The following is a 19,630-nucleotide window of genomic DNA, read 5'->3' on the forward strand; positions in this document are numbered from 1 at the left end:
GATCTGATGACTTCCTCCAACCGTCTGCCCGTCCTGCTGTCCCTGCTGGCGCTGTATATCATCTGGGGCTCGACCTATTTCGCCATTCGCGTCGGCGTTCAATCCTGGCCCCCCTTCATGATGGCCGGCGTACGCTTTTTGCTGGCAGGACTGCTGATGTACGGTTGGCTGCGCTGGCGCGGCGCCCCCAACCCGAACCGGCGAGAGCTGGCCGGTGCAGCGCTGTTGGGGTTTCTGATGCCGGCGATCGGCAATGGCCTGGTGACCATGGCCGAAACCCGCGTCTCCTCCGGTGTGGCGGCACTGATGGTGGCCACCGTACCACTGTTTACCACCCTGTTTGCCCGCCTGCTGGGACAGCCGACCCAGCTGCGCGAATGGCTGGCTCTGCTGCTGGGTTTCTGCGGCATCGTGCTGCTCAACTTTGGAGCCAACCTGGCCGCCAGTCCCTTTGGGGCCGTGTTGCTGATCCTGGCCTGTATCGGCTGGGCGCTCGGATCGGCGCTCAACAAGCGGGTGACCCAGCCCAAGGGCATGATGGCCAGTGCCATGATGATGCTGTGCGCCGGCCTGCAACTGCTGCTGGCCAGTGCGCTCACCGGCGAGCATCTGCAAACCATGCCGCCGCTGGCCGGCTGGCTGGCCATGCTCTATCTGGCCGTCTTCGGCTCGATCATCGCCTACAGCGCCTATATCTATCTGTTGGCCCATGTGCGGCCGTCGCTGGCCACCAGCTATGCCTACGTCAACCCGGTGATCGCCGTGCTGCTCGGCATGGGCCTGCTGAATGAGCAGGTCGGTGGCATGGAGGTTGCCGGCATGGCGGTGATCGTCTCGGCCGTGGTCATGCTGGCCTGGCGGCGTTAACCACCTGTCCCCTGCAACCAACAGGCCGACCCATGCCGGGTCGGCCTGTTGGTTTTTTTGTCCTTGTCCCCTCTGCCTGGCGTTTGCGATCTGCATCGCGCGGTCTGTGCTGACGCAAACGTTTGCGTACGACTCTAATACCACTTTTTGCTTGTCTATCTGCCACTCATTCAGCATCAACTGTTTAATATGAAGGCTTTTGCTGCCATGCAGCAAGTTGTTCTGGCGCAATGTTTTAAAAAATTGGTATTGACGTGGTATTTAAGTGGTATTAATTTTCGGTGACACCAAACAGACGGAACGCGGAAATGGATAGTCGCTGGACGGCCCTGCAGTTGGACGAATCGGACAACACCCCGCTGTATCTGCAACTGGCTCGCAAGCTGGCCGAGGCCATCAATGCCGGCTGGTGGCAGGCCGACGAGGCCCTGCCCTCGGAGCGGACCCTGTGCGAGGCACTTGCCATTTCCCGTGTCACCGCGCGCAAGGCGCTGGATATCCTGCTGGACCAGGGTCTGATCAGTCGCCGCCACGGTTCCGGTACCTTCATCACACCCAAGCTGGAACAACCCCTGTCGCGCCTGAACGGCTTTACCGAAGTCCTCAAGGCCAAGGGTTTCAAGCCGGAATCACAATGGCTGATGCGGGTCAGAACCACGCCGTCTTCGGAAGAGATCATCAAGCTCGGGTTGTCACCCAATGCCGAAGTCAGCCGACTCAAGCGCAAACGCCTGGCCGACGGCGTGGTGATGGCGATCGAAATCAGTACCCTGCCTGCCAGCTGCCTGCCGGATCCGCTGCAAGTCGAAAGCTCACTCTATGCCTATCTCGACAGCCACGGCCACTCGGTGGTGCGCGCCCTGCAACACGTGCGGGCCATCAATGCCACCCCGGAGCTGGCCGCCCTGGCCGGCATTCCTGTCGGAGAAGCCATGCTGATGATGTCGCGTATCGGCTATGACGCCGCCAACAACGCCATCGAGCTGACCGATACCTACTGCCGCAATGATTACTACGACTTTGTCGCGGAGCTGAAGCGATGAGCAAGCTGCAACAACTCAGTGGTCGCATCCTGACCCCGGAAGGCTGGGTGTCCGGCACCCTGACCTTTGATGAAAAAATCCGTCATATCGAAGCCGGTCCGGTCGCTGCCGATGCCCCGACCATCCTGCCCGGCTTCATCGATACCCACGTCCATGGCGGCGGTGGTGCCGACACCATGCAGGGCGGCGATGCCGTGACCACGCTGGCTCGGCTGCATGCCCGCCATGGCACCACCTCGCTGCTGGCTACCACCATGACCGCGCCGGAGGCCGATATCCGCCACGCGCTCGAAGCGCTGGCCGCTGCCTGTCACACCCGCCCGAGCGGCGCCGCCCGCGTGCTCGGCGTGCACCTCGAAGGCCCGTATATCAACCGCGGCAAGCTGGGCGCCCAGCCTGACAATACCTGTCATGCCGCCCTGACCCAGTTCGACGCCTTCAACCAGATTGCCCCGATTCGTCTGGTCACCATCGCCCCGGAAATCCCCGGGCACCTGGACATCATCGCTGCCCTCAAGGCGCGCGGCGTGCGCGTTCAGCTTGGCCACACCCTGGGCAGCTATGAAGACGGCGTGGCTGCGCTGGCGCATGGTGCCAGTGGCTTTACCCATCTGTTCAACGCCATGACCGGCCTGCATCACCGCGAACCCGGCATGGTCGGCGCCGCGCTGGCTCATGCCGAATACGCCGAGCTGATTCCCGACCTGCTGCACATCCATCCAGGGGCCATGCATGCAGCCATCCGTGCCATCCCGCACCTGTTCTGCGTGACCGATTCCACGGCTGCCGCCGGCATGCCCGACGGCCAGTACCGTCTCGGTTCGCATACCGTGACCAAGTGCCTGGGCGGTGTTCGCCTGGCCGACGGCACCCTGGCCGGCAGCACGCTGACCATGGATCAGGCGCTGCGCAATCTGGTGTCCATCGGTCTGGAACTGGCGGATGCCTCGCACCGTCTGTCGCGTAACCCCGCCGATTACCTCGGCGTGAGTGACCGCGGACGCCTGGCCCGTGATTGCTGGGCCGACCTGAATGTATTGGATGCCGATCTCAATCTGACCCGGGTTTATGTTGAAGGAGAGTCCCTTGTCCTCGCTGATGCTTGAAGAAGCGCAGAGCGCCGCCGAAGCGGTTGCTGCGCAGCACATGTATGCCGACGAACGCCTGGCCATGCTCGGCCGCCTGCTGGTGCAGCAGCCGCCGCAACTGGCGCTGACCGTGGCGCGCGGCAGTTCTGACCATGCCGCCAACTACTTTGCCTACCTGGCCATGCAGCGCCAGGGGGTGCCGGTGGTCTCGCTGCCGATGTCGCTGGTCACGCTGCACCATGCCCCGCTGCACGTCAAAGGCGCGCTGGCCGTCGGCTTGTCGCAATCCGGCCAGAGTCCGGACCTGGTGGAAACCATGAGCGCGCTCGGGCGAGCCGGGGCCATCACCGTCGCCCTGGTCAACCAGCATGAGTCACCGCTGGCCGACTGCTGCGAATGGGTCGTTCCCCTGTGCGCCGGCCCGGAAAAAAGCGTCGCCGCCACCAAGAGCTACATCACCTCGCTGTCGGCTGTGGCGCGTCTGGTGGGGCACTGGCAGGGAGATGTCAATCTGCTGGCGGCCCTGGAAACCCTGCCGGAACGACTTGGCGATGCCTGCCGTCAGGACTGGTCCGCCGCCATCGACGTGCTGGCGCCCGCCGACCGCATTATGGTGGTGGGGCGCGGCCTCGGGTTTGCCGTGGCACTGGAGTCGGCGCTGAAGTTCAAGGAAACCTGCGCCCTGCAGGCAGAAGCCTTCAGCAGTGCCGAAATCAAGCATGGCCCGATGGCACTGATCGACGAAGGCTACCCGCTGCTGGTCTATGCGCCGCGCAGCCCGGAGCAGGCCGGTCTGATCGCCCTGGCTGGCGAAATGCGTGAGCGTGGTGCCAATGTATTGCTGGCCGCGCCGCAAGACGTGGCAGAACGACAGCTGACGCTGGCCACCGCCGATGACGAGGTCCTGGACCCGCTGCTGGCGATCCAGAGCTTTTACCTGATGGCAGCCCGGTTGTCGGAGGCTCGCGGCTTGAACCCCGACCAGCCGCGCCATCTTTCGAAAGTGACGCGTACCGTCTGACGGTCGCGTGCAGTCAAGACAGGAAAACATCATGATCCAAGCGCTCGAACTCAAGGCGCCGCTCTCCGGCAAGGCGCTCTCCCTCGACCAGGTGCCGGACCCGGTCTTTGCCGGCCGCATGATGGGCGACGGCCTGGCCATCGACCCGGCCAGCAGCACCCTGCTGGCACCCTGTGACGGCGTGGTGTCGCAGATCGCGCGCACCGGTCATGCCCTGACCCTGAGGGCAAGTAACGGCGCCGAGATCCTGATGCATATCGGCATCGACACCGTCAGTCTGCAAGGCCAGGGGTTCAAGCCGCTGGTGGCGCAGGGTGACAGCATCCGCTGTGGCCAGCCGCTGATCGAAGCCGACTTCGACTTCATCCGCGGCAAAGCCCCGTCGCTGGTGACGGTGGTGGTGATTGCCAACAGCGATGCCTTCGAGCCAGCCGCGCGTGCCGACGGCGAGCTCAGTGCCGGGCAGTCGATGTTCATGCGTATCGTGCCGCTGGGCATGGCCGCCGCCGAGCCGACCGTCGCGCGTGACGACCAGACCCTGCAAGGCCAGGCGCTGGTCGGTCATGGTGATGGCATCCATGCCCGTCCGGCAGCCATGATCCAGGCCGCGGCCAAGGCATTCAATGCGCGTGTCAGCCTGCGCTTCAATGGCCAGGAGGCCAATGCCCGCAGCGTGGTGGCCCTGATGGGCCTGGGCATCGGCAAGGGCGATCAGGTACAGGTGCTCGCCAGCGGCGAACAGGCAGCCGAGGCCCTGGCCGCGGTGATTGAGGCATTGCAGGCGCACAGCCCCAGTGCCCAGGCAGAGGCCGCCCCGGCTTCCGCCGCCGCCCCGGCCATGCTGGCCGATGGCAAGATCGGCGGCGTGCTGGCGGCCCCGGGCCTGGCCATTGGTCCGGTGGTGCAGTTTGCCGCTGCCGAGCCATGGGTCGAAGAACAGCCCGGCCTGCTGGCCGACGAATACCGCGCCCTGGCCAGGGCGCTGGCCACCGTGCGCAGCGAAATCATGGCGCAGATGCATGCTGCCCTGAAGCGCGGCGACAAGGCCCTGCAGGCCATCTTCGATGCCCACCTGGCCTTGCTGGACGACCCGGAGCTGATCGGTGCCGCCGAACGCAGCGTGGGGCAGGGCCAGAGTGCCGGCGTGGCGTTCCGCGACGCCGCTCGGGCTCAGCGCCAGATGCTGTCCGCCATGAACAACCCCCTGCTGGCTGAACGTGCCAATGATCTGAAAGATCTGGAGCGCCGCGTTCTGCTGGCCCTCAGCGGTGAAACCGCCGACAAGCCCAGCGTGCCGCCGCAGTCCATCCTGATCGCCGATGACCTGACGCCCTCTGATCTGGCCACCCTGCCGGCCGATGCCCTGGCCGGCGTCGTCCTGGCTCGCGGTGGTGCCACCTCGCATGTGGCCATTCTGGTGCGCGCGCGCGGTGTCCCGGCCATGGTGGCCGCGGGTCCGGCCGTGCTGGAAATTGCAAATGGCCGCGAAGTGCTGCTGGATGCCACGGCCTGCGTGCTCGACCCGAAGCCGGACAGCGCCAGCCTGCAGGCTGCCCGCGCCCAGATCGATGAGCGGCGCGCCATGCTGGCCAAGGTCCGTGAGGCAGCGTCGCAGCCGGCACAAACCCGTGACGGTCACCCGGTCGAGGTGGCGGCGAATATTGCCAATGAACGCGATGCCCGCGAAGCCGTGCGCTGCGGTGCCGACAGCGTCGGCCTGCTGCGCAGCGAATTTCTGTTCATCGAGCGCGAGGCGGCACCGACCCGCGAAGAACAGCATGCGGCCTATCAGGCGGTGCTGGATGCATTACAGGGTCGCAGCGCCATCATGCGCACCATCGACGTCGGCGGCGACAAGGAAGTGCCGTATCTGACCCTGCCACATGAAGACAATCCGGCGCTGGGACTGCGCGGCATCCGCAGCGGCTTTGCCCGTCCGGCGCTGCTCGACGACCAGCTGGCGGCCCTGCTGGCCACCCGGCCGGCCAGCAAGTTGCGCATCCTGCTGCCCATGGTGGCCGATGTCGATGATCTGCTGCGCGTCAAGATCCGGCTGGCGGAACTGGCTGCCGAGCTGGGGGTGAGCGAGTTGCCGCAACTCGGGGTGATGATCGAAGTCCCCTCGGCCGCCATGCTGGCCGACCAGCTGGCCGAACATGCCGATTTCCTGTCCATCGGCACCAACGACCTGACGCAATACACCCTGGCGCGTGATCGCTGCAATCCAGATCTGGCTGCCGGTCTCGACCACATGCATCCGGCGCTGTTGCGCCTGATCGCCCAGACCACCGCCGGCGCCGCCAGACATGGCCGCTGGGTCGGCGTGTGCGGTGCCATGGCTTCCGATCTGGAGGCCGCCCCGGTATTGCTGGGCCTCGGCGTGACCGAACTGTCGGTCAGCCCGGGGCTGGTACCTGAACTCAAGGCCAGGGTACGTGCCCTGGATCTGGAGATGTGCCGGCGTGAAGTGCAGCCCCTGCTGCAACTCACCTCGGCAGCGCAAGTCCGCGCGCGTGCGCGCGAAATCTGGCCGCAAGTGTAGGCGGCTTCTCAACACAGGAGAGAGTGTGATGTCGATGAATAAATTCGCTGGCATTCAGCAGCTGGGGCGTGCCCTCATGCTGCCGATTGCCGTGCTGCCGGTCGCGGGTTTGCTCCTGCGTCTCGGTCAGCCGGACTTGTTGAACATTGCCTGGCTGGCATCTGCCGGGGGGGCCATCTTTGACAACCTCGCGCTGATCTTCGCCATTGGCGTGGCAGTCGGGTTTGCCAAGGAAAACAACGGGACCGCCGGTCTGGCTGGGGTGGTCGGCTATCTGATCATCACCGCCGTCCTCAAGGCGCTGGATGACAAGATCAATATGGGCGTGCTCTCGGGCATCATCATGGGTCTGATTGCCGGTGGCCTGTACAACCGCTACAAGGACATCAAGCTGCCGCCTTACCTGGCCTTCTTCGGCGGCAAGCGCTTCGTGCCGATCGTCACCGGTCTGACCAGCGTGGTGCTCGGTCTGGTATTCAGCGTCATCTGGCCGCCGATCCAGGGCGGGATTGATGCCATCGGCCACTGGCTGATCAACGCCGGCAGCATCGGCCTGTTCGTCTATGGCGTGCTGAACCGTCTGCTGATCGTCACCGGGCTGCATCACATCCTCAACTCGCTGGTGTGGTTTGTCTTCGGCAGCTTCCCGGCCGCCGCCGGCAAGATCGCCACCGGCGACCTGAACCGCTTCTTTGCCGGTGACCCGACCGCCGGCGCCTTCATGACCGGTTTCTTCCCGGTGATGATGTTCGGTCTGCCGGCTGCCTGCCTGGCCATGTACCGTTGCGCCAAGACCGAGAACAAAAAGGCCGTGGCCGGTCTGCTGCTGTCGATGGCCCTGACCTCCTTCCTGACCGGCGTTACCGAGCCGGTGGAATTCGGTTTCATGTTCCTGGCGCCGGCCCTGTATGCCGTACATGCCGTCCTGACCGGTCTGTCGCTGGTGATTACCCACCTGCTGCACATCCGTCTCGGCTTCACCTTCTCGGCCGGTCTGTTCGACTACCTGCTGTCCAGCGGCAAGGGTGAGAACCCGCTGCTGATGCTGCCGGTGGGTGCGGTGTACTTCGTGGTCTACTACGTGGTGTTCACCTTTGCCATCCGCAAATTCAACCTGATGACCATGGGGCGTGAAGAAGATGCCCCGGTTGTCCCGGTGGCACAAACCAGCGGCAGCGACCGTGCACGTGGCTATATTGCCGCGCTGGGCGGCGCCGCCAACCTGAAGTCGGTCGATGCCTGCACCACCCGTCTGCGTCTGGAAGTCGCCGATGGTCAGGCGCTGGATGAGGCCGCCCTCAAGGCGCTGGGCTCGCGTGGTCTGATTCGCCCGGCACCGGGCAGTGTGCAGGTGGTCATCGGGCCGGAAGCCGACCTGATTGCCGATGAAATTCGTCAGGTGCTGCGTCAGTCGGCCAGTGCTCCGGCAGCGGCTGCGAGTACGCCAAATTTTGATCGCGCCCGCTGGACGGCAGCATTGGGCGGCGAAAGCAACGTTTTCAATGTCGAGCAGGTGGCCGGTACCCGCCTGCGCATCGAAGTGGCGGACAGCGGTCGCATCGATGAGACGGCACTGAAGGGATTGGGCGCGGTAGAAGTGGTGCCGTTCTCCAGTACCTTGCTGCACGTGGTCCTGGCCGGAGATGCCGAGCAGGCACTGGCCGCGCTGGGTCACAAATGATCAGATAAGGGACGACCTCTGATCCACTCCCCCGCAACCGGGCACCTCAGGGTGCCCGGTTTTTTTGCTGTTACTCGGTCTCCACCACATCCGGCATGCGCAGCGGCACCGGCACATCAATCACGATCGAGGTCTTGGTATCGCCGTACTGCATCAGCCGCGCGATCAGGGCCTGCAGGTCCGGCATGGAACGTACCGCCACCTTGAGCAGCAGCCCGCTGGTACCGGTGACCGAAAAGCATTCGAGGATTTCCGGCAGCGTCGCCAGCTGTTCCATCACGATGTAGTAGTCCTGATGCTTCACCGTCAGTTCGATCAGGCACTGGATCGGATAGCCGATCTTGGCTGGATTGATGCGCGCGTGATAGCCGGTGATCACGCCGGCATGCTCGAGTTTTTCCACCCGATCCGCCACGGCGGGCGCGGACAGGTTGACCCGCCGCGCCAGTTCGGCGTAGCTGATGCGTGCGTTTTCGTGCAGCGCAGTGAGGATTTTCTTGTCAAACTTGTCCATGGCTTCGAATCGAAGGTAAAACCTGATTATAAACGAGCATTCGAAATAATTGCCCCATTATTATCAGGGGAACCCCATTAATCTCTCACCGGGGCAGCCGTAGAATACGGGCCTTCAGCGGTGCTTTGCTCCGCTACCGGATCTGTTGCAGAAAACTGTCCTGTCCCGTTATGACTTTTTTCCCGCAACTGTCCTGGTGATCTCTTTGTCCCTGGTCACAAGTCATTGTCTTGTAATGTTGACGGCGACCCTTTATCCGAGCCTGTTTCCTTGACAGGCTCGTTTTTTTTGCCTTTTTTTGCTGCCAGACGTGGCGTATTCGGTCTCAATGACAAATAACTAGCAATAGGCACCGAAAACCCGAATACTTGTCATATTTCTGCAATTTTTAGTTTTTATCCTTGCCACAATTGCTTAACAAGGATGGACCTCAATGGCGGCAAATATTCTGCTGGTCGAAGACGAACCGGCAATTCAGGAGCTGATCGCTTTCAACCTGACTCAGGCCGGGCATCACGTGCTGCGTGCCAGCACGGCTGAAGCGGCGATTACCCTGGTCAGGAATGCTCTGCCGGATCTGGTCTTGCTCGACTGGATGCTGCCTGGTGCCTCGGGAATCGAAGTCGCCCGCAAATTGCGCAGCGACGAACGCACCCGCAGCGTACCGATCATCATGCTGACGGCCCGTTCCGATGAACAGGACAAGATCTCCGGCCTGGAGGCCGGCGCCGACGACTACATCACCAAGCCCTTCTCGCCACGCGAATTGCTGGCGCGCATCAAGGCCGTGCTGCGCCGTCGTGCCCCGCAGATGACCGATGATGCCGTCGAAGTGCAGGGCCTGCGTCTCGACCCGATCACCCACCGCGTGACCGGCAACGAGCAGCCCATTGATCTGGGACCGACCGAGTTCCGTCTGCTGCATTTCTTCATGACCCATGCCGAGCGGGTTCACTCCCGTGCCCAATTGCTGGATCATGTCTGGGGCGATCATGTGTTTGTCGAGGAGCGCACGGTGGATGTGCATATCCGTCGCCTGCGCAGTGCGCTGGAGGCAACCCGGCATGATCATCTGATCCAGACCGTGCGCGGCACGGGCTATCGTTTTTCCACACAGCGGTAAGGTTTCAGTGAGGCGGTTTTGCGCGAATTTCTGCAGCGGGTGTTGGGGTGGCTGGCCTGTATCGTGCTGGTCAGTGTCGGTTTCTGGCTGTTTTCCGGGCCGCAGGATGGCCTGATTGCCCTGGCGATCTGCCTGGGCGGCATGCTGGGCTTTCACCTGTTCCACGTCGCGCTCCTGCTGCGCTGGCTGAAAAACCCGATTGCCGCCCGCGTGCCGGATGGCCTGGGTGCCTGGCACACCGTCTTCATGACACTCTACCGCCAGGTGCGCACCCAGGATCAGAGCAAGCGCAAGCTGACCCATGTCCTCGAACGTTTCATCAATGCCGGCGAAGCCATGCCGGACGGCGTGATCGTGCTGGATGAAAATGATCGCATCGAATGGATGAATCCCACGGCTGTCGAGCATTTCGGTCTCGACCGCCAGCGCGATGTCGGCAACCTGCTGCTCAACCTGATCCGCCAGCCGTCGTTTCATGCCTACATGAAGGCCGACAACTTCAGCCAGCCGCTGGTCCTCAAGTATTCGCAACCGCGCGAGATCGTGCTGACCATCCAGCTGGTGCCGTTCGACTCCACCCGCAAGCTGATGCTGTCCCGCGACATCACCCAGCTGGAGATGGTGCATACCGTGCACCGCGATTTCGTTGCCAATGTCTCGCACGAGCTGCGCACCCCGCTGACCGTGATCGGCGGCTTTCTGGAAACCCTCAGCGACATGCCGGAAGACAATCCGGCCGCCCTGCGCCAGTTCCTGCCAATGATGATGGAACAGTCGCGCCGCATGCAGACCCTGGTGGAAGACCTGCTGACCCTGTCGCGACTGGAGAACAGCCCGGCGCCGCTGACCTCGGAAAAGGTCGATATGAACCAGATGCTGGAGACGCTGATGGTGGAAGCCGAAGGCCTGTCCCAGGGCCGCCACGAAGTCAGCCTGCAAAAGCAGACCGGCCTGTGGCTGTGGGGCAGCAGCCGTGAACTGCACTCTGCCTTCAGCAATCTGGTGTCCAATGCCATTCGCTACACCCCGGAAGGCGGCCGCATCTCGCTGTGCTGGCGCGAAGAAGCCGAGAGAGTGGTGTTCAGCGTCTCCGACACCGGCATCGGCATTCCCCGCGAGCACATCCCGCGCCTGACCGAGCGCTTCTACCGGGTTGACCGCGGCCGCTCGCGCGGCAACGGCGGCACCGGGCTGGGCCTGGCCATCGTCAAGCACGTCGTGGCACGCCATCATGCCAAGCTGGACATTCACAGCGAACCCGATATGGGCAGCACCTTCAGCGTGGCATTCGGCCGTGAGCGGATGGCCGAACCGGCAGCGCCTGACAACGCGGTCAACCAGGCCTGACAAGCACATCGTTTCATTTATAAATACTTGGCTTGCGCGCCGTCTGGCGCTACGATGCAGTTTTCCCCTCGCTTTATCGGATCACACCATGAATCGTTTGCAAGCCATCCGCCCATTTGGCCAGCGTATCTGGCTCGACAACCTCTCCCGCGAACTGCTTTTTTCCGGTGAACTGGCGCGCCTGATCAAACAGGACGGCATTGCTGGCGTGACCTCCAATCCGACCATTTTCCACAAGGCCATCAGCACCGATCCGCGCTACCGCGACGATCTGGTTGCCCTCAAGGCACGTGGCATGGGCGCGGAAAAAACATACGAAGAACTGGTGATTCCCGATGTGCGCACCGCCTGCGACATGATGTTGCCGGTGTACCAGCAAAGCGAGCGTGACGACGGCTACGTCAGCCTGGAGGTTTCGCCCCTGCTGGCCAACGACGTGGAAGGTACCCTGCAGTCGGCCCGCGACCTGTGGCAATCGGTCGGCCGTCCCAACCTGATGATCAAGATTCCGGCCACCCCGGCCGGGATCGAAGCCTTCGGCGTCCTGATCCGCGAAGGCATCAACGTCAACATCACCCTGCTGTTCAGCCTCAAGCAGGTCGAAGCCGTGTGGGATGCCTACATCGCCGGCCTGAGCGCGCGCCATGGCGATGGCCATGCACTGGCACACGTCAAGGCCGTGGCCAGCTTCTTCCTGTCGCGCGTCGATTCGCTGCTTGACCCGCAACTGCCGCCGGCCCTGCAGGGCAAGGGTGCCATCGCCCTGTCCAAGGCCGCCTATGCGCGCTATACCGAACGCTTCCACGGCGCCGAGTTCGCCGAGCTGGCGCGTGCCGGGGGCCGTCCGCAATACCTGCTGTGGGCCTCGACCGGCACCAAGAACCCGGCTTACTCCGATGTGCTGTATGTTGAAAGCCTGATCGGTGCCGAAACCATCAACACCGTGCCGGATGCCACGCTGGACAAGTTCCGCGACCATGGCGAAGCCGCCGCGACGCTGCGTCAGGAACCGGAAGCGGCCCGCGAAGTGCTGGCCGGCATCATGGCCGCCGGCATCGACCTGGATGCCGTGGGTGAAAAGCTGCAGCAAGATGGCCTGAAGATGTTCGTCGACTCCTTCAATGCCCTGATGGAACTGACGGCCTGAGACGGCCGCGCGCGTCACCGCAAAACAAAAGCCGCCCGGACAGGCGGCTTTTTTGTTGACCGGCGCGCGGGACTACAGCGACGGCGTGCGTTTGGCGGCCATATGCTTGCCGGCTTCACGCTTTTCCTCTTCGGTCATCACCTTGTCGGCGGTCGGAATCAGCCAGGCTTCCTCAATCGCGGCATGCATGCGGTACTGGCGCACGAACTCCTCGATCTCGATGCGGCTGATCACCGAGATATCGCCATTCTTCAATGCCAGCAGATCATCGCGGATGGCATTCCAGCGCGAATGCAGATAGCCGTGCTCGGCGCTCAGCTGCTCCAGCTTGGGCGGCGCCGACGGCACGCGTGCCTCGAGAATCGGAAACAGCTCGTCCTCTTCATCCGCATGGTGCGAGGGTCCGGCCACATCGAAATAGCGCACGATGGATTCGATGGTGGAACGCGCGGCGTCATCCACGCCATGCTCGCTGATATGCGGTACCAGCTTGTCCAGCAAATCACAGAAACGGCGGATCTGGTCATGACAGGCCAGCAGCATGTCCAGCGGTTGGTCAAAGGATGGCGCCGGGTGGGTCAGACTCTCGAGGGTCGGCATGATTCTTTCTCCAGCAATGCGTTTGGTATGCAGCAGTATGCAGCTATCGGCATGACCGTCATTCGATCTTGCTCAAGCCGGGTGTATTTATTTGGGATGTTCAGAATAGCACGAGCAGATCGGGGCAACTGCCTTAAAATAGGCAAATTCCTCCAAGCACGGTGATCAAGCATGCTGTCCCTCAACGCCGGGGGCTGGGTCGAACCCGCCCGCCACATCGTTTCGCCCAACTGCAATGACCGGCCGGCGGGCACGGCCATCGAACTGCTGGTGATCCACAACATCAGCCTGCCGCCCAACCAGTACGGCGGACCGGGCGTGGAGCAACTGTTCACCAACACCCTCGACCCGCAGGCCCACCCCTACTATGCCGACATTGCTCACCTGAAAGTCTCGGCCCACTTCTTTATCCGTCGCGATGGCCAGCTGCTGCAGTTCGTGCCGGTACAGTCGCGCGCCTGGCATGCCGGCGTCTCCAGCTGGCAGGGCAGGGAAGGCTGCAATGACTTCTCGCTGGGCATCGAACTGGAAGGCTCGGACTTCGAACCGTTCACCGAGGCGCAATACGCCTGCCTGAGCGAGCTGGCCAGCCTGTTGTTCACCTGCCTGCCCCTCAAGGCCGTCACTGGGCACGCCGACATCGCCCCGGGCCGCAAGACCGATCCCGGCCCATACTTCGACTGGTCGCGCCTCCGGGCCAGCTTGCCCATCGGCGCGCAACAGGCATGAAAAAAGGCCTGTGCATGGTGTGCACAGGCCTTCTGCAATACAGCGCAGAGGCTTACAGCTCGATCTGTGCCCCCAGCTCGACCACGCGGTTGGTCGGAATCTGGAAGAAATCGGTGGCGCGCAAGGCATTCTTGCTCATCCACAGGAACAGCTTTTCGCGCCAGCGTGGCATGCCCGGACGATCGGTCGAAATCAGCGTCTCGCGCGACAGGAAGAACGAGGTGTCCATCAGGTCGAACTCGAGATGGTGCTTCTTGCCGGCCTCGACAATATCGTCGATATCCGGGGTCTCCATGAAGCCGTAATGCGCCACCACGCGCCAGAAACTGTTCGACAGCTGGCTGATTTCCACCCGGTTGGTGACATAGGGAATGTCCTCGGTGCTGATGGTCATCAGCACCACACGCTCATGCAGCACCTTGTTGTGCTTGAGATTGTGCAGCAGGGCATGCGGCACACCATGGGTGGTCCCGGTCAGGAACACCGCCGTGCCCTGCACCCGGGTCGGCGGATAGTGTTCGATGTTCTCAATGAATTCTTCCAGCGGCAGGGCATGCTCCTGAATGCGCTGGAACAGCAGCTCGCGCCCGAGCTTCCAGGTATTCATCACCAGGAACACGATCAGGCCGATCGTCAGTGGCAGCCAGCCGCCATGCAGCAGCTTGAGCAGGTTGGCACTGAAGAAGGTGAAGTCCAGCACCATGAACACCCCGGTAATACCCAGCGCCAGCGGCAGCGGCCAGCGCCAGTTCACCCGTGCCACCACGAAGAACAGCAGGGTCGTGATCACCATGGTGCCGGTCACGGCAATGCCGTAGGCCGCCGCCAGGCTCTCGGAGGAGCCGAACGACACCGTGACCACCAGCACTGCCACCAGCAGCGCCCAGGTGACGAACGGCAGATAGATCTGGCCGATCTCGCGCGCCGAAGTATGCAGAATGGTCATGCGCGGGCAGTAGCCCAGCTGGATCGCCTGACGTGTCAGCGAGTAGGCGCCGGAAATCACCGCCTGCGAAGCAATCACCGTCGCCATGGTGGCCAGGATGATCAGCGGCAGCAGGGCCCACTTCGGCGCCAGAATGAAGAACGGATTGGCCACGGCTTCGGCATGACGCAGCAGCAGGGCGCCCTGGCCGAAATAATTCAGCACCAGCGCCGGCAGCACCAGGCAGAACCAGGCATGCTGGATCGGCTTGCGGCCGAAGTGGCCCATGTCGGCATACAGCGCCTCGCCACCGGTCAGCGCCAGCACCACCGCGCCCAGCGTCAGGAAGGCCCCGTAACCGTGCGTCAGCAGGAATTGCAGCCCATACCAGGGGTTGACCGCCGCCAGAACCTGCGGACTTTGCACGATGCTGTGCAGGCCGAGCAGACCGATCACCAGGAACCACACCACCATCACCGGGCCGAACAGGCGGCCGACACTGGCCGTGCCGAAGCGCTGCAGCAGGAACAGGCCGATCAGCACCGCCACCGCCATCGGCAGCACGAACTCCGCCATCGCCGGACTCAGCACCTTCAGGCCCTCACTGGCCGACAACACCGATACCGCCGGCGTGATGATGGCATCGCCATAGAACAGCGCCGCGCCGAACAGGCCGAGCACCACGATGCGCTTCTTGGCATTGCCGTTCAGATAACGCCGCGCCAGCGCCATCAGCACCATGATGCCGCCTTCGCCATTGTTGTCGGCACGCAGAATGAAGGCCACATACTTGATGGTGACCACCAGCAGGATGGCCCAGAAGATCAGCGACAGAATACCCAGCGTATTGGCATGAGTCGGCGCCAGACTGGTGATCGAAAAGCAGACGCTCAGGGTATAAAGCGGGCTGGTACCGATGTCACCGTATACCACGCCGATGGCGCCCAGCGTCGTGGCCGCCATGCTGTTTTTATGATGTTGCTGCATGTTGATGATGAGTGTGATTTTTCAGTGATTGACGGGGTTGGCCGACGGCGCAGATCGTGTGCAGACAGGCCCAAGTCAGGACTGCAGAAGCATTTGGCATGCGCGCAGCTTACCTGAAGCGACTCCTTCACGGCAAAAATAAACCGGAAATCCCGTTGTTGGTATAGCGCATTTTGTCAGTCATAGGCGACACTGCCGGCGCGAAACAGCCTGGGGCCGAGGTTCCAACCGGCGCGGCAAAACGGTACAATCGACTATATTTTGCCGAATTTTCAAGGACGTTCTCCATGCGTGCTGCGCAGTTTTTCATTTCCACCCTCAAGGAAGCCCCGGCCGAAGCCGAACTTCCCAGCCACAAACTCATGTTGCGTGCCGGCCTGATCAAGCGCCTGGCTTCCGGTCTGTACTCCTGGATGCCGATGGGCCTGCGGGTATTGCGCAAGGTCGAAAACATTGTGCGTGAGGAAATGAACCGCGCCGGTTCCATCGAACTGCTGATGAACAACGTGCAGCCGGCCGAACTGTGGCAGGAGTCCGGCCGCTGGGAGTTCTATGGCAAGGAACTGCTGCGCATGAAGGACCGCCACGAGCGTGATTTCTGCTTCGGTCCGACCCACGAGGAAGTCATCACCGACATCGTGCGCAAGGAAATCAACAGCTACAAACAGCTGCCGAAAAACTTCTACCAGATCCAGACCAAGTTCCGCGACGAAGTGCGTCCGCGTTTCGGCGTCATGCGCTCGCGCGAATTCATCATGAAGGATGCCTATTCCTTCCATACCGATTTCGACAGCCTGGTCGAAACCTACAACACCATGTACCAGGCCTACAGCAACATCTTCCGCCGCCTGGGCCTGAAGTCGCGCGCCGTGGCCGCCGACACCGGCTCGATCGGCGGAACCGGCTCGCACGAGTTCCAGGTACTGGCCGATTCCGGCGAAGACCTGATCGCCTTCTGCCCGGACTCTGACTACGCCGCCAACATCGAGCTGGCAGAGGCCCTGGCCCCGGCTACCCCGCGTCCGGCTGCCGGCGCGGCCATGCAGTCGGTCAGCACCCCGGCCATCAAGACCATCGCCCAGCTGGTCGACTTCCTCAAGGTCGACATCCGCCAGACCGTCAAGGCCGTGGTGGTGGAAGGCGCCGAAGGCGAGCCGGTACTGATGCTGGTACGCGGTGACCACGAACTCAACGAGATCAAGGCCGAAAAGATTGCCGGCATCAAGAAGCCGCTGACCATGGCCAGTCCGGCCGCCATCCGCGACGCCTTCGGTGCCGAACCCGGCTCGCTGGGTCCGGTCGGCTTCAAGGGACGCGTCATCGCCGACCGTACCGTGGCCGCCATGGCCGACATGATCACCGGTGCCAACCGTGATGACGAGCACCTCACCGGCGTCAACTTTGGCCGCGACTGTGCCGAGCCGGAAGTCGCCGATCTGCGCAACGTGGTCGAAGGCGACCCGTCGCCGTGCGGCAAGGGCACACTGCAACTGTGCCGCGGCATCGAAGTCGGCCACATCTTCCAGCTGCGCACCAAGTATGCCGAACCGATGGGGTGCAACTTCCTCGACCGTGACGGCAAGCTCAAAGTGATGGAAATGGGCTGCTACGGTATTGGCATCACCCGTATCGTCGGCGCGGCCATTGAGCAGAACTTCGACGAGCGCGGCATCATCTGGTCCGACGCCATGGCACCGTTCAACGTGGTCATCGTGCCGATGGGCTATGGCCGCAGCGAACTGGTGCGCGAAGCTGCCGACAAGCTGCATGACGAACTGGCCGCCCTGGGCATCGACGTGCTGCTCGACGACCGCGACGAACGTCCGGGCGTGCTGCTGGCCGACTCCGAACTGCTGGGCATCCCGCACCGCGTGGTGATCGGCGAGCGCGGCCTGAAGGAAGGCAAGGTCGAGTACCAGGCCCGTCGTGACGACAGCGCCACCAGCATCGAGCTGGCGCAGATCGTCGCCCACCTGCGTGCCGCGATGACTCACTGACGCGGATCAAACGCCGGTATGGCAAAGTGTGGTGAAAATCACACCATATCAAGAAAAAAGCCCCGGATCGGGGCTTTTTTTCTGGCTCGCTGCGGCTTAGTCTTCCTGGGTCGACAGCAGTTTTTTCAGCAGACCGGCCAGCTGGGTACGCTCTTCCGGTGACAGGATCTCCACCAGCTCCGCCTCGGCCGCCAGATGATGACCGGCTGCCTCCTCAATGATCTTGAAGCCCTTTTCGGTCAGCGAGACATTCACACCACGGCGGTCATCCTGATCCGGCGTACGCTTCACCAGCCCGGCACTTTCCAGCCGATTGATGCGATTGGTCAGGGCGCCGGAGGAGATCAGCACCATCTCCTGCATCTGGTTGGGCGACAGCTGGTAAGGCTCTCCCTGGCGGCGCAGCGCGGCCAGGACGTCGAATTCACCGACGTTGATCGAGTAGCGTGCCAGATCCTGCAAGACCCGCCGGGTAATGAAATATTCCATCCGCACAATGCGGCCGATGACTTCCGTCGAGGAGGGGTCGAGATCCGGGCGGACACTTCGCCACAGGGCAACGATGCGGTCGATTTGATCTGCGTGGTCGAGCATGGCAGTGGAGTTCACAAGTGATTGGAAATGAGTGGAGATAAGGGTAACATGCACAGCTAATGAAATATCTTCATCTGAAGATATATAATCGCTGCATCACCGCCAGATTTGGGGAGTTCGATGAAAACGGCAATCCGTGGCGCGACCCTGACCTTCGTCGCCGATCCGTTCCTGCATGATGCCGAGCAGGCCATGCGCTATTGCCAGGACGGGCTGGTCCTGATGGAAGACGGTCTGATCGTGGCGCACGACCAGGCCGACAGACTGCTGCCGGCGCTGGACCCCTCGGTGGTCGTCACCCACTACCCGGATGCCCTGATCCTGCCGGGCTTCATCGACACCCATGTGCACTACGCCCAGATCGAGATGGTCGCCGCCTTCGGCGAGCAACTGATCGACTGGCTGCACCGCTACACCTTCTGCACCGAACAACGCTTCGCCGACCCCGACTACGCCCGCGGCGTGGCCGAACTGTTCCTCGACGAGCAATTGAGAAATGGCGTCACCACGAGCAGCGTGTTCTGTACCGTGCACCCGCAGTCCGTCGATGCTTTGTTCGAGGCGGCCGCGCGCCGCAACGTACGCCTGCTGGCCGGCAAGGTCTGCATGGACCGCAATGCGCCGGCCGAGCTGCTCGATTGCCCGCAGCGCGCCTATGACCACTCCAGGGCCCTGATCGAGCGCTGGCATGGACGAGGCCGCGCCGAGTATGTGATCACCCCGCGATTCGCGCCGACCTCCAGCCCGGCGCAGCTGGAAGCCCTGGGGGCGCTGGCCGCCGAATACCCTGACGTCGCCATCCAGTCCCACCTGTCGGAAAACCTGGCCGAAGTCGCCTGGATGCGCGAACTGTTCCCCGAGTGCAGCAGCTATACCGATGTCTATCGCCGCTACGGCCTGCTGCGACCGCGCGCCATCTATGGCCACGGCATCCATCTGGCCGAAGACGAATACGCCATGCTGGCGGAAAGCGGCAGTGCGCTGGCGCATTGCCCCACCTCCAACTTTTTCCTCGGCTCCGGCTGTTTCAACATTCGCGAAGCCAAGCGGCGCGAGCGCCCGGTGGCCGTCGGTCTGGCCAGCGACCTCGGCGCCGGTACCAGCTTTTCCATGCTGCGTACCATGGGGGCCGCCTACCAGGCCGCCCAGCTCAACGGCTATCCGCTCACGGCACCGCAGGCCTTCTATCTGGCCACGCGCGGTGGCGCCGAAGCCCTCGGCCTCGGCCATCGGCTCGGTTCACTGGAAGCAGGGAAGGAGGCAGACCTGGTGGTGCTCAACCGCAAGCCGACCCCCTTCATCGACTTCCGCATGAGCCACGCCCGCGATCTGCAGGAGGCATTGTTCATTCTGATGACGCTGGGTGATGACCGGGCAGTCAGCGCCACCTGGGTTGCCGGCCAGCCGGTGTGGCAGGCCGGCTGA

16 protein-coding genes are annotated in these 19,630 nt (G+C 62.8%); 12 read left to right on the forward strand and 4 right to left on the reverse strand.

Translation table 11 applies throughout. The annotated features are described in order from the left end of the window. The first annotated feature begins 6 nt into the window (after positions 1–6). From yedA to nagE, 6 genes are all read left to right on the forward strand, one after another. Positions 7–867, forward strand: coding sequence for a drug/metabolite exporter YedA (gene yedA / locus AACH39_RS12160; protein ID WP_215779270.1), 861 nt, complete (start codon positions 7–9; stop codon positions 865–867). 308 nt (positions 868–1,175) lie between these two features. Further along, entirely contained in the window at positions 1,176–1,910 is a 735-nt protein-coding gene (locus AACH39_RS12165; RefSeq protein WP_215779269.1) for a GntR family transcriptional regulator, read from the forward strand. After that, positions 1,907–3,016, forward strand: a complete 1,110-nt coding sequence (gene nagA, locus AACH39_RS12170; RefSeq protein WP_215779266.1) for an N-acetylglucosamine-6-phosphate deacetylase — start codon at positions 1,907–1,909, stop codon at positions 3,014–3,016. Before AACH39_RS12165 ends, nagA begins: the two co-directional genes overlap by 4 nt. After that, the gene (locus tag AACH39_RS12175; RefSeq protein WP_252346119.1) at positions 2,997–4,019 is read left to right on the forward strand and encodes an SIS domain-containing protein; all 1,023 of its coding nucleotides are present in this window, start codon (positions 2,997–2,999) and stop codon (positions 4,017–4,019) included. The genes nagA and AACH39_RS12175 overlap by 20 nt, the downstream gene beginning before the upstream one ends. Positions 4,020–4,050: 31 nt before the next feature. Continuing rightward, positions 4,051–6,561 carry a phosphoenolpyruvate--protein phosphotransferase gene (ptsP, locus tag AACH39_RS12180; protein ID WP_215779264.1) on the forward strand — a complete coding sequence of 837 codons (2,511 nt, stop codon included), beginning with the start codon at positions 4,051–4,053 and terminating at the stop codon, positions 6,559–6,561. Positions 6,562–6,589: 28 nt separating this feature from the next. Further along, complete coding sequence (gene nagE / locus AACH39_RS12185; RefSeq protein WP_252346118.1) at positions 6,590–8,242, forward strand: N-acetylglucosamine-specific PTS transporter subunit IIBC; 1,653 nt, start codon at positions 6,590–6,592, stop codon at positions 8,240–8,242. A 70-nt stretch (positions 8,243–8,312) separates the two neighbouring features. Here nagE and AACH39_RS12190 read toward each other — a convergent pair whose 3' ends face one another. Then, entirely contained in the window at positions 8,313–8,756 is a 444-nt protein-coding gene (locus AACH39_RS12190) for an Lrp/AsnC family transcriptional regulator (protein ID WP_215779261.1), read from the reverse strand. 433 nt (positions 8,757–9,189) lie between these two features. On the opposite strand from AACH39_RS12190, the gene phoB reads away from it, so the two are divergent. The 3 genes from phoB to tal all read left to right on the forward strand — a co-directional run bounded on the left by phoB (position 9,190) and on the right by tal (position 12,373). Then, entirely contained in the window at positions 9,190–9,879 is a 690-nt protein-coding gene (gene phoB, locus AACH39_RS12195; RefSeq protein ID WP_215779259.1) for a phosphate regulon transcriptional regulator PhoB, read from the forward strand. An 18-nt stretch (positions 9,880–9,897) separates the two neighbouring features. After that, complete coding sequence (gene phoR / locus AACH39_RS12200; RefSeq protein ID WP_215779256.1) at positions 9,898–11,226, forward strand: phosphate regulon sensor histidine kinase PhoR; 1,329 nt, start codon at positions 9,898–9,900, stop codon at positions 11,224–11,226. Between the two features lie 88 nt (positions 11,227–11,314). Beyond that, positions 11,315–12,373 carry a transaldolase gene (gene tal, locus AACH39_RS12205; protein WP_215779254.1) on the forward strand — a complete coding sequence of 353 codons (1,059 nt, stop codon included), beginning with the start codon at positions 11,315–11,317 and terminating at the stop codon, positions 12,371–12,373. A 72-nt stretch (positions 12,374–12,445) separates the two neighbouring features. On the opposite strand, the gene AACH39_RS12210 is transcribed toward tal, so the two are convergent. Continuing rightward, positions 12,446–12,973 carry a hemerythrin domain-containing protein gene (locus AACH39_RS12210; protein WP_215779252.1) on the reverse strand — a complete coding sequence of 176 codons (528 nt, stop codon included), beginning with the start codon at positions 12,971–12,973 and terminating at the stop codon, positions 12,446–12,448. Between the two features lie 171 nt (positions 12,974–13,144). Here AACH39_RS12210 and ampD point away from each other — a divergent pair, with 171 nt between their 5' ends. Next, positions 13,145–13,702, forward strand: coding sequence for a 1,6-anhydro-N-acetylmuramyl-L-alanine amidase AmpD (ampD, locus tag AACH39_RS12215; protein ID WP_215779250.1), 558 nt, complete (start codon positions 13,145–13,147; stop codon positions 13,700–13,702). 52 nt (positions 13,703–13,754) lie between these two features. On the opposite strand, the gene AACH39_RS12220 is transcribed toward ampD, so the two are convergent. Beyond that, complete coding sequence (locus AACH39_RS12220) at positions 13,755–15,614, reverse strand: potassium transporter Kup (protein WP_215779248.1); 1,860 nt, start codon at positions 15,612–15,614, stop codon at positions 13,755–13,757. A gap of 287 nt (positions 15,615–15,901) precedes the next feature. Between AACH39_RS12220 and AACH39_RS12225 the strand changes: the two genes are divergently transcribed. Then, positions 15,902–17,611: a proline--tRNA ligase gene (locus AACH39_RS12225; RefSeq protein ID WP_215779245.1), complete on the forward strand. Its 1,710-nt coding sequence runs from the start codon at positions 15,902–15,904 to the stop codon at positions 17,609–17,611. 96 nt (positions 17,612–17,707) lie between these two features. On the opposite strand, the gene AACH39_RS12230 is transcribed toward AACH39_RS12225, so the two are convergent. Continuing rightward, positions 17,708–18,205, reverse strand: a complete 498-nt coding sequence (locus AACH39_RS12230; RefSeq protein WP_215779242.1) for a MarR family transcriptional regulator — start codon at positions 18,203–18,205, stop codon at positions 17,708–17,710. Positions 18,206–18,325: 120 nt separating this feature from the next. Between AACH39_RS12230 and guaD the strand changes: the two genes are divergently transcribed. Continuing rightward, positions 18,326–19,630 carry a guanine deaminase gene (gene guaD, locus AACH39_RS12235; protein ID WP_338620134.1) on the forward strand — a complete coding sequence of 435 codons (1,305 nt, stop codon included), beginning with the start codon at positions 18,326–18,328 and terminating at the stop codon, positions 19,628–19,630.

Source organism: Paludibacterium flexuosum (assembly GCF_037076605.1).
GTDB lineage: Bacteria > Pseudomonadota > Gammaproteobacteria > Burkholderiales > Chromobacteriaceae > Paludibacterium.